Here is a 10,314-nt window from a genome sequence, read left to right on the forward strand (position 1 = left end):
GAACGAGGGAAATCGGATACAGGAAGACGGGGAATACCTGGAACCATTTGTAGGGGACGTTATGCAGAAATACCACTACTACGGCACCCACCATCAGGATGATGGAGTGCTGTGTTATCGGTCCCCAGTGGTCGCCGCTTTTGTACGTCAGCGTCGATGCTGCCGAAAACACCTCGATAATCGAGATGAGGCAGAGACAGAGGAAGATAATCCAGATTACCTTGTCGCCTTTAAATATGCTCTTTAATAAATCCATTTTATAATTCTCTTACATATTTCTTAAACTGATCGCCGCGGTCTTCGTAACTCTTGAAGAGGTCGAATGAGGCGCAGCAGGGGCTTAACAATACGGTTTCTCCTTTCTTTGCCAGTTTATAGGCTGCTTCTACTGCATCCTTCATTCCGGTCTGCACATCGGCTACGGGCAGTCCGAAACGGTCGAAAAAGGCGTGCAGCTTTTCGTTGTGCAGTCCCAGATAAACCAGTGCCGAGCACTTTTCACGTACCAGGTCTTCTATTTCCGTATAGTCGTTGCCTTTGTCTTTGCCGCCCAGTATCAGCACTGTCTTGGTGGTCATGCTTTGCAGGGCATACCAGCAAGAGTTGACATTGGTCGCTTTTGAGTCGTTGATGAAGTCGATACCGCGTACGCGCGCTACTTTCTCCAGGCGATGTTCCACTCCCTTGAAGTCGGAGAGCGCCTTGCGGATATTTTCTTTAGTGATACCTGCCAGGTTTGCCGAGATACCGGCAGCCAGCGAGTTGTAAAGATTGTGCTGTCCGGTCAGTGCCAGTTCCTCCTGTTCCATGTTGAAGGCGATGGGCTCGGTAATCTTCACTTCGTGATCTTCTACGTATGCGATGGCTCCGTCTTCCTTCACGGCTGCGAAAGGATACAGATGAGCTTTCAGACCGTGCTTTGCCAGTTCCTGTTTGATGATCGGATCATCGTTCCAGAAGATGAAAGCGTCGTCCGTTGTCTGGTTCTGCGTAATACGGAATTTGGCATCGATGTAGTTCTGCATACAATGGTCGTATCGGTCCAGATGGTCCGGAGTGATATTCATCAGTACGGCAATATTGGCACGGAAGTTATACATATTGTCCAGTTGGAAAGAGCTGAGTTCGATGATATAATAGTCATGATGCTCTTCGGCTACTTGCAAAGCCAGACTCTTGCCGATATTTCCGGCCAGTCCTACATTCAGATCTGCACTCTTAAAGATGTGGTAGATCAGGGAAGTAGTCGTTGTCTTTCCATTAGAACCGGTGATACAGATCATTTTTGCATCGGTATAGCGCCCGGCAAACTCGATTTCGGAGATAACCGGTGTGCCTTGGGCTTTCAGTTTCAGGATCAGCGGGGCGTCATTCGGGATACCGGGGCTTTTAATCACCTCATCGGCATTCAGAATGAGTTCTTCGGTATGATGTCCTTCCTCCCAGGCAATATGGTGGCTGTCCAGAAGGTCCTTATACTTATCCTTGATAGCGGACATATCCGAAACAAATGTTTCAAATCCTTTTACTTTGGCGAGTACGGCTGCACCAGCGCCGCTTTCACCGGCTCCTAAAATTACAATTCTTTTCATTTACAGTAATGTGCTATTGCTGTCCGACAGGCAGACGCTTCTCTCTTCCTTTTCATCCTTCCTTTTTTGCTCGTCGGCTGCGCACATCTTTTTAAAGTTAATAATCGGGTTAATACTCTCAACTATATTAATGTTACAAATATCCTGCATTGGGCAGTCTGTTTGTTCTCATCGTATTTTTAATGTAATAATCGTTATCGCTGCCAGTACAATCGTTACAATCCAGAAACGGACGGTAATCTTTGATTCGTGAAACAGCTGGTCGGGCTTCGTGAACTTCACCGTACATCCCGGTTCTACCAGACTCATCGAAGTACGGAAATGATCGTGTATCGGAGTTCGTTTGAACAACCGCTGTTTTACTCCCTTCCGCTTACCTATCTTATAGTAGAAGCGTTGCAGTATGACTGACAGATTCTCTACCAGAAATACACCGCAGAGAATCGGTATCAGCAATTCTTTGTGGATGATAATGGCAAATACGGCAATGATACCACCGATAGTCAGGCTGCCTGTGTCTCCCATGAATACTTGTGCCGGATAGGCGTTGTACCATAAGAAACCGATCAATGCACCGATAAAGGCACAAATGTAGATTACCAGTTCTTCCGATCCCGGAATGTACATGATATTCAGATAGCTGGCAAATTCGATGTGTGACGATACGTACGCCAGTATTCCCAGCGTGGCACCGATAATGGCGGAGTTTCCGGCTGCCATACCGTCCATGCCGTCATTCAGGTTAGCCCCGTTCGAAACGGCGGTTACAACGAAGATCGTAATGATCACGAACAGGAACCATCCGGCTGTCTGTGCATGTTCGCCCATAAAGCCCACCAGGTCGGCATAATCTAAGTTGTTACTTTTAAAGAAAGGAATAGTGGTTTGGGTAGATTTTAAATCATTGGTTCCGTGAATCACTTCCATTTCCTGTCCCGGTGTATGAACCTCGATGTTTTCGCGGATAACTACATCCGGACTCAGATACAGGGTTAAGCCTACAATCAGCCCCAGACCCACCTGACCGATGATTTTGAACTTACCGTGCAAGCCTTCCTTGTCTTTCTTGAATATTTTGATATAGTCGTCGGCAAAACCGAGTGATCCCAGCCATACAGTGGTGATCAGCATCAATATCATGTATATATTATCCAGCTTACCCAATAGCAGGCAAGGTATAAGGATGGCTACAATGATGATGACACCTCCCATGCTTGGTACGCCTACTTTGTTGACACCGAACGGGTCGGTCTTGGCGTCACGCTGTGTTTCCGTGATTTGCTTCTTTTTAAGCAGATTGATGAATTTGTCTCCCCATATACTCGATATAAGCAATGCGAGGATAACAGCCATCAAAGCACGGAATGAGGTGTAACCGAACATTCCCGCTCCGGGAAAATTAAGCTTGTGCAGCCATTCAAACAGATAGTATAACATCTCTTTTCTATTTACAATTTATAGCCTGCAATTTACAGTTTCTCATTGTTGCCCCACGCTTGATAAGATGCTGTCTATTGCAAATAATTATATGTTGTCAATTAAATATTTCCTTCAAAACTTCCTTGTCGTCAAAGTGGTGTTTCACTCCTTTGATTTCCTGATAGTTTTCGTGCCCTTTTCCGGCAACGAGTATCACGTCTCCTTTTTCTGCAAGCATGCAAGCCGTGCGGATCGCTTCTTTCCGGTCGGCGATGCTGAGCGTTTTTCTCATATCTTCCGCATCCAGTCCGGCAAGCATATCGTTGATAATCTCCTGTGGCTCTTCAAAACGCGGATTGTCCGATGTGATAATCACCCGGTCACTGGCTTTCGCTGCTTCCTTTGCCATGATGGGGCGTTTCCCCTTATCGCGGTTGCCGCCGGCACCTACTACGGTGATCACTTTTCCTTTGCCTTCGAGTACTCCATGAATGGCGTTCAATACATTCACCAACGCGTCCGGAGTATGTGCATAGTCAACGATGGCCGTTACCCCTTTCGGAGAACGGATGGCATCGAAACGTCCGGCTACCGGATGGAGCGTACTGAGTGCAAGAAGTACATCTTCCTCTTTTTTGCCCAATAATACGGCTGCTCCAAATACCGCCAACAGATTGGATGCATTGAACTTGCCGATAAACTGAACGGCCAGCTCATGATTATTGAAATCGAGCAGCATTCCTTCAAAATGGGATTCTATGACCCGGCCTTTGAAGTCGCTGAGGCTTCTTAATGAATAGGTGTAGACCTTGGAACGTGTATTTTGTGTCATCACCAGCCCGTTCTTATCGTCAAGGTTGGTGAGGCTGAAAGCATTTTTAGGCATATCGTCAAAGAACTTTTTCTTTGCCTTCAGATAGTTCTCCACCGTTTTGTGATAATCCAGATGATCGCGCGTCAGATTCGTGAAGATACCTCCCGCAAACTTTAATCCGCTGATACGTTTTTGAGCGATGGAATGTGAACTGACTTCCATAAAGACGTACTTGCATCCTTCGTCCGCCATTTGCCCCAACAAGCGGTTGAGCGTGATAGGGTCGGGGGTGGTATGTTCTGTCGGAATCGGCTGATCGTCGATATAGTTGCAGACAGTAGAGATTAATCCCACTTTATATCCGAAGTAGCGGAATGTATTATATAATAAGGTGGCGATGGTTGTCTTGCCATTTGTTCCCGTCACACCGACCAGTTCGAATTGTGAAGTCGGATTACCGTAGAATGTCGTTGCAATCTTTCCTACTGCATCTTCGCTGTCTTTCACTTGGATATAAGTGATTCCTGCTACGGGTTCCTCCGGTATATCTTCGCAGAGGATGGCAGTCGCTCCCTTCTGAATGGCAGCGGGGATATAGGCGTGACCATCGGTCTGCGTGCCGCGCATCGCCATAAACAGCTGTCCGGCTTCTACCAGACGGGAGTCAATGTTGACTCCGGTGATCTCTATCCTTGAATCTCCGGTCACTTGCACCGGCTGGATTGCTTTCAGTAACTCGTTTAATAACATATCTGTCCTACTTAATTTAATTCTTAATGCAACGTAAGCGTAATCGTCTGCCCTTTTCTTGCAACACTGCCGTTGGCTATCGACTGGCTTTTTACTTTCCCGACTCCCACCAGATTGACTTTCAATCCTTTGCTTTCCAATAGATAAACAGCATCTTTCGCTCCCATGCCTACGACGCTTGGCACGAAGTTCTGCATGATACCCCGGCTTTCAAGAACTACCGCCTGAGGGGCGGGATGGGTGCTTCCCCATACTTCTTTTCCCGAATCGGTGATTTTTCCCTGTATCTTTATATTCAGTTCTTCCAACACCCGTTGCGTTTCCCTCATTTCTCCTGCCTTAACGTTCGGGATGACTACCGTATTCGTATCAATGGCACTTGTGAGTGGCAAGCGCAGGTCTTTGGCATACACTCTTTCTGCGATCTTGCTGAATACGCTACCTGCCATCAAACCTCCCGAAGCGGGCAAACCGGGTTTCTGGATCGAAACAATCATACTGTACTTCGGCTCTTCCGATGGGAAGTATCCGCAGAAGCTGACGAGATAATTGGTTCTTCCTGTCTTGTAGCCGGCTGCTCCCTGCGAAACCTGTGCTGTTCCGGTCTTACCGGACACATGGAATTGCTTGCTTCCTGCCGGTTTGGCAAGTCCTTCACCTACCACTTTCCGCAGGATTTCCCGTATTTGTGCCAGCGTCTTGTCCGAACAGATCTTGGGATTGATGATTTCCGTCGGATATTCCTTTATCACTTCTCCGTCTCTGACGGCGGCTTTTACAAACTTCGGACGTACGGATACTCCGTTATTGGCTATTGCATTATAGAATGTCAGAATATTGATCGGTGGAACCTGCGTTTCATAGCCGATGCTCATCCATGGCAAAGTCGTTTTTGAAAAATAGCGTTCTTTCGGACCACGAATATTCGGCTTTCCTTCTCCGGATATTTGCAGGTGGAGTGGCTGGTCGATGCTCATCCGTTTCAGTCCGTCCACGAACTTCTGCGGGTTGCTTCCGTAAAAGTTCTCGATGATGCTGGAAGTTCCGACATTGGACGATACTCCCAAAATCTCGGTAACAGTCAGTTTGCCGTATCCGCCTCGATGCCAGTTGTGGTCTTTCATGACACGGCCATGCATCGGCTTTTGTCCGTTGCCGGTGTCTACGATATAGTCCGGAGTGATTTTTCCGTCTTCCAGAGCTACCATGATAGAGGCTGTCTTGAAGGTAGAACCCGGTTCGAGCATATCGCTGATTGCATTGTTGCGTACTTCATAATATTCACCGTCTCTGCCTTGCGTCATATTGACGATGGCTTTTACTTCTCCGGTTGCAACTTCCATCAATACGACTACACCCACGGTGGCGTTCAACTCTTTCAGCTTGTCTACCAATGCTTTTTCGCAAATATCCTGCATACCTACATCGATGGTGGTGATCAGGTCGCAACCGTCGATCGGGGCGACATCGACAATGTTCAGGTATTTGTTCATCACCTTTTGGCGGTGAGTTAGCCCGTCACGTCCTTTCAGAATCGTATCGAACGCGAGTTCTATACCGTTCTTTGCTCCTTGGGCTGTATCGGCATATACATCTCCCAGGGTACGGGCTGCCAATGAGCCGAAAGGTTTCTTGCGCTGATTATATGCCAACTCCTTGAATCCTCCCTTATAGCGGTTCAGACAGAAGACAGGCAGACGTTTCACCTCTTTATATTGTATATAAGAGATACGCTTCGGGTAGATCAGGTAGTTACGGCTTTTGGCCTGACGTCCTTTTTGAAGGTGTGCCTTGAATTGTGCCGCACTTCTGTCGGGGAATATCTTATGCAGTCCGATGCAAATCGAATCCATATTGGCTTTGAGGATGGAATCCCGACGTGCCTGATCCTTCTTTCTTCTTTTTTCGTCCTTTTCACCGGACATAAAGTCCATGTAGATTCTGTATTCAGGCAGTGAACTTGCCATCAGTTTACCGTCAGAAGAAATAATGTTTCCGCGGTTAGGTTTCACCGTCACGTTTTCTTTTACGAAACGATCGGCTACATCCTGCCAGTACTGTCGTTCGGCAAACATGGTCACGCCTGCCTTGACGACAATTGCTACTCCTATCAGTGCCATGATCAGAATGACAAAGAAGTAACGGGTCATTATATTTTTCTTATTTACTGCCACAGTGCTTATTCTCTTTTAAGACTCTCCACTTACACCTTATTTAATAAGGTAAGGCGGGTTGGTAGAGGTCTGCAAATCACTTTCCTTGTTTGATATATACTCTTCGATGCGTGACTGACGGCTTTTCTCCATCAGCTCCGAACTACGGGTCAACGCATCGTATTTAATGTCGATTAATTCTTTTTTCAACCGGTCGATCTCGATCTGTTGTTGCTGGCTCGCATAGCGGTTATGGATGTAGAAGATGATGAATACCATAATCAGCACCAACAGCTTCGTCTGCCGGCGGAAAAAGTCTGTGGCGAGGATATCTCCTCCCAGAATACTTTTCAATGAGGTGCGTTTTTTCTTTTTGCCCTCTTCTGCTTTTTTGTTTACTGCTTCTTCTTCCATATCTGAGATTATTTCTTCTCTGCGATTCGTAATTTGGCACTTCTCGACCGTGGATTTCTTTCTATCTCCGCTTCATCGGGGACAATCACTTTATTGTTGACCAACCGGAACGGAGTTTGCAGGTTTCCAAAGAAGTCGGTTTCCGCTTTCCCTTCTACGTTTCCTGTTTTCATTATATTCTTCACCATGCGGTCTTCCAGTGAGTGATACGTGATCACTACAAGGCGCCCCCCCGGTTTGAGCGCTTCGGTGGCTGCTGCCAGCATTTCTTTCAGTGCTTCCATTTCCTGATTCACTTCAATGCGGAGTGCCTGAAATACTTTCGCCAGTTCTTTCTTCTCCCGTTCGCGTCCGAAAAGCGGCTTGATGATTTCCAGAAACTCGCCGATAGTCCGGATAGACTGTCCGTTTCTGGCTTTTACGATGGCGGATGCCAGTTTGCGGCTGTTCTTCAGTTCACCGTACAGATAGAAGATGTTTGCGAGCCGTTCTTCTTCGTATGTGTTGACGATGTCGGCGGCAGTTAGTCCTGCACGTTTGTTCATGCGCATATCCAGCGCTCCGTCAAAACGGAATGAGAAGCCACGCTCGCTGTCGTCGAAATGGTGGGAGGACACGCCGAGGTCGGCGAGGATTGCGTCCACCTGTTCGATGTCATGATACCGCAGGAAATTCTGCAAATAGCGGAAGTTGCTGCGTACAAAGGTGAAGTGGGGATCATTGACGATATTCCGTTCGGCATCCTCGTCCTGATCGAATCCCAGCAGGCGCCCGCCTTCTCCAAGGCGTGAAAGAATCTCGCGCGAATGCCCTGCTCCTCCGAAGGTAACGTCTACATACGTTCCGTCCGGATGAATATTCATTCCGTCAACGCTTTCCTTTAGCAGTACGGGTACGTGGTATGTCAACTCATCTTTCTCCATCTTGTCTATTTTCATCGTTCATAATCTCTTCTAATGCTGCACCGAACTCTTCGGGGGACATGAACGGTTGTTCTGCCCGTTCTTTGGCCCATATCTCTATCTTGTTGTCGATACCGATAAAGCGTATATCTCCACGGATATTACAAATCTGTAAGTAACGCTTCGGGATCAGTATGCGTCCGTTGCTGTCGGGCGTAACTACTTCGACGTCACTCACAAACTGTCTGAAAATGAGCTGGTGTTTGCTATTCCATTTGTTCAGCCTGCTTCGGAGCTCATTCAGCTCCTCGTTCCACACGCTCTCGGGGTACAGTGTCAGGCAGTCCTGAAATACGTCTTTACGCATAATAAGTCTCTCTTCGGAAGCAGCTTGCAGTTGCTTCCTGAAAGTAGCGGGGATGAACACTCTTCCTTTGGCGTCCGCCCTGACTTCAATATTGCCTAAAAAACGTATCATTTACCTTATTATAATAAGAGAGCGTAAAAGTAGGAAATTCCCCACAATTCCCCACAATTTTCCATAAAAATCTTTTAGATAAGTTTTCAACCGATTGTTAAATGCTTATTTACTTGAAAAAGATGCGGTTTGGGAAATGCTTTATTAGTGGGCGAAAACGGAAAGATGCGGCGCTTTTTTGTTTGTATTGAGGAAGAATCTTTTTTTTATCGAAAGAGAGGCTTTCTTTCTTTGCGAGGGAGGTTTGCACGACACCCGGGTCTCGGTATGTATGACACCCGGGTGTCAGGACGTACAACACCCGGGTGTCAGTATGCTCGACATCCGGGTGTCATATAGGAGGGATTAGTAAAAAAGGCAGAAGGTATGGTAACTCTTCTGCCTTAAACTAACACAATTAAAAATCTGCACTAAAAATATCTAACTTGGAATTGATAAATAATATAGTTAAAGGTTTAGCGAAAGTCTTTCAGTTCTTCCTGCAATTTCTGGCGGGTGAAGAAGATACGGCTCTTCACGGTGCCCAGCGGGAGGTTCAGCTTTTCAGCGATTTCGCGGTACTTGAAGCCGGAAACGTGCATAGCGAACGGAACTCTATATTCTTTCGGGAGCGCGTTGACTACCCGATGCATTTCTTTCAGGTCGTACGTTCTTTCCGTACTTTCAAAGCCGGTGTCTTGCGGCAGGTTCAGATGATAAAGATTATCGGTCTGATCGATGAATGTCTGGTCGCGAACTACTTTACGGTAGTTGTTGATAAAGATATTGCGCATGATGGTATACATCCATCCTTTGAAATTTGTGTCGGGCATATATTTATCCTCATTGTCTAATGCTTTGAGTGATGTCTCCTGCAACAAATCGTTTGCTTCTTCGCGGTCGGTTGTCAGTTTGTATGCGAAGCGGAGTAACTCATCCTGTACTCCTACTAAATCTTTTCTGAAGCTTAAACTTTTCATATACGTTGCTTTTAAAAAGTGAATATTCGTTTGTATTTTTCGATGGTGCAAGTTTACGGCATTTCTGATAATGAGATAGGGTATGAACCGACAAAATTTAGGGGAAAAACTATCCGCGGATAGTTTTTAGGTGGTATTTGATAGTTTTTGGGTGTTCTTTTTCCAAGTTGCAAACTTAAATCCTGCATTTTCTGGCAAATTATTGCGATTAATAAAAAAGAACCGTTAATTTTGTGGCATCATTTTTATTTGAAAAGAATGACTGATGACTCTTTATTTTTAATCGATGTCGATAAGATACTTCGGACGAAAGCTCCGAAGCAATATAAGTACATCCCTAAGTTTGTGGTTTCTTATCTGAAGAAAATAGTTCATCAGGACGAGATTAATGTGTTCCTGAATGAATCGAAAGATAAACTGGGAGTGGATTTCCTTGAAGCATGCATGGAGTTCCTTGATGCGAAAGTGGAGGTGAAAGGTATAGAGAACCTGCCGAAAGAAGGATTGTATACCTTTGTGTCCAATCACCCGCTGGGAGGACAGGATGGAGTGGCTCTAGGCTATGTGCTGGGGCGCCATTATGACGGGAAAGTAAAGTATCTGGTGAATGACCTGCTGATGAACCTTCGCGGTTTGGCCCCACTTTGTGTTCCTATCAATAAGACAGGAAAGCAGGCAAAGGACTTTCCCAAGATGGTGGAAGCCGGGTTCCAGTCCGACGACCAGATGATCATGTTTCCTGCGGGACTTTGCTCGCGGCGTCAGAACGGAGTGATCCGTGATCTGGAATGGAAGAAGACATTCATTATAAAAAGCATACAGGCGAAGCGGGA

9 protein-coding genes and 1 pseudogene are annotated in these 10,314 nt (G+C 46.3%); 1 reads left to right on the plus strand and 9 read right to left on the minus strand.

Annotated elements, in window-relative coordinates; translation table 11 throughout:
* The 9 genes and pseudogenes from HMPREF9007_RS0125485 to HMPREF9007_RS01385 all read right to left on the minus strand — a co-directional run.
* Positions 1-256: pseudogene (locus HMPREF9007_RS0125485) on the minus strand (FtsW/RodA/SpoVE family cell cycle protein); the annotation flags it as partial.
* A 1-nt stretch (position 257) separates the two neighbouring features.
* On the minus strand, positions 258-1,592 hold the full coding sequence (murD, locus tag HMPREF9007_RS01420; protein ID WP_008763714.1) for a UDP-N-acetylmuramoyl-L-alanine--D-glutamate ligase: 1,335 nt from the start codon (positions 1,590-1,592) through the stop codon (positions 258-260).
* A 168-nt stretch (positions 1,593-1,760) separates the two neighbouring features.
* Positions 1,761-3,029: a phospho-N-acetylmuramoyl-pentapeptide-transferase gene (mraY, locus tag HMPREF9007_RS01415; protein ID WP_008763716.1), complete on the minus strand. Its 1,269-nt coding sequence runs from the start codon at positions 3,027-3,029 to the stop codon at positions 1,761-1,763.
* A gap of 97 nt (positions 3,030-3,126) precedes the next feature.
* Positions 3,127-4,575, minus strand: a complete 1,449-nt coding sequence (locus tag HMPREF9007_RS01410; protein WP_008763717.1) for a UDP-N-acetylmuramoyl-L-alanyl-D-glutamate--2,6-diaminopimelate ligase — start codon at positions 4,573-4,575, stop codon at positions 3,127-3,129.
* A 23-nt stretch (positions 4,576-4,598) separates the two neighbouring features.
* Positions 4,599-6,725: a penicillin-binding protein gene (locus tag HMPREF9007_RS01405; RefSeq protein ID WP_032850793.1), complete on the minus strand. Its 2,127-nt coding sequence runs from the start codon at positions 6,723-6,725 to the stop codon at positions 4,599-4,601.
* Positions 6,726-6,785: 60 nt separating this feature from the next.
* On the minus strand, positions 6,786-7,142 hold the full coding sequence (locus HMPREF9007_RS01400; protein WP_008763719.1) for an FtsL-like putative cell division protein: 357 nt from the start codon (positions 7,140-7,142) through the stop codon (positions 6,786-6,788).
* 8 nt (positions 7,143-7,150) lie between these two features.
* A complete protein-coding gene (gene rsmH / locus HMPREF9007_RS01395; RefSeq protein ID WP_008763720.1) occupies positions 7,151-8,065 on the minus strand; it encodes a 16S rRNA (cytosine(1402)-N(4))-methyltransferase RsmH in 915 nt (304 codons plus the stop codon).
* Positions 8,052-8,522 carry a division/cell wall cluster transcriptional repressor MraZ gene (mraZ, locus tag HMPREF9007_RS01390; protein ID WP_008763721.1) on the minus strand — a complete coding sequence of 157 codons (471 nt, stop codon included), beginning with the start codon at positions 8,520-8,522 and terminating at the stop codon, positions 8,052-8,054. Before mraZ ends, rsmH begins: the two co-directional genes overlap by 14 nt.
* Positions 8,523-8,977: 455 nt before the next feature.
* On the minus strand, positions 8,978-9,481 hold the full coding sequence (locus tag HMPREF9007_RS01385) for an RNA polymerase sigma factor (RefSeq protein ID WP_008763722.1): 504 nt from the start codon (positions 9,479-9,481) through the stop codon (positions 8,978-8,980).
* A 258-nt stretch (positions 9,482-9,739) separates the two neighbouring features.
* Between HMPREF9007_RS01385 and HMPREF9007_RS01380 the strand changes: the two genes are divergently transcribed.
* Positions 9,740-10,314 (plus strand): 1-acyl-sn-glycerol-3-phosphate acyltransferase (locus HMPREF9007_RS01380; protein WP_008763723.1); only part of this gene is annotated, 575 nt, incomplete at its 3' end.

The sequence above is a fragment of the Bacteroides sp. 1_1_14 genome (assembly GCF_000162515.1).
In the GTDB taxonomy this organism is placed as follows: domain Bacteria; phylum Bacteroidota; class Bacteroidia; order Bacteroidales; family Bacteroidaceae; genus Bacteroides; species Bacteroides thetaiotaomicron.

What these genes read in the sequence shown, in the direction of transcription:
- HMPREF9007_RS01410 (WP_008763717.1), bottom strand. Translation starts at nt 4,575, where the DNA reads ATGTTATTAAACGAGTTACTGAAAGCAATCCAGCCGGTGCAAGTGACC.
- mraZ (WP_008763721.1), bottom strand. Translation starts at nt 8,522, where the DNA reads ATGATACGTTTTTTAGGCAATATTGAAGTCAGGGCGGACGCCAAAGGA.
- murD (WP_008763714.1), bottom strand. Translation starts at nt 1,592, where the DNA reads ATGAAAAGAATTGTAATTTTAGGAGCCGGTGAAAGCGGCGCTGGTGCA.
- rsmH (WP_008763720.1), bottom strand. Translation starts at nt 8,065, where the DNA reads ATGGAGAAAGATGAGTTGACATACCACGTACCCGTACTGCTAAAGGAA.
- HMPREF9007_RS01400 (WP_008763719.1), bottom strand. Translation starts at nt 7,142, where the DNA reads ATGGAAGAAGAAGCAGTAAACAAAAAAGCAGAAGAGGGCAAAAAGAAA.
- HMPREF9007_RS01405 (WP_032850793.1), bottom strand. Translation starts at nt 6,725, where the DNA reads ATGACCCGTTACTTCTTTGTCATTCTGATCATGGCACTGATAGGAGTA.
- HMPREF9007_RS01385 (WP_008763722.1), bottom strand. Translation starts at nt 9,481, where the DNA reads ATGAAAAGTTTAAGCTTCAGAAAAGATTTAGTAGGAGTACAGGATGAG.
- mraY (WP_008763716.1), bottom strand. Translation starts at nt 3,029, where the DNA reads ATGTTATACTATCTGTTTGAATGGCTGCACAAGCTTAATTTTCCCGGA.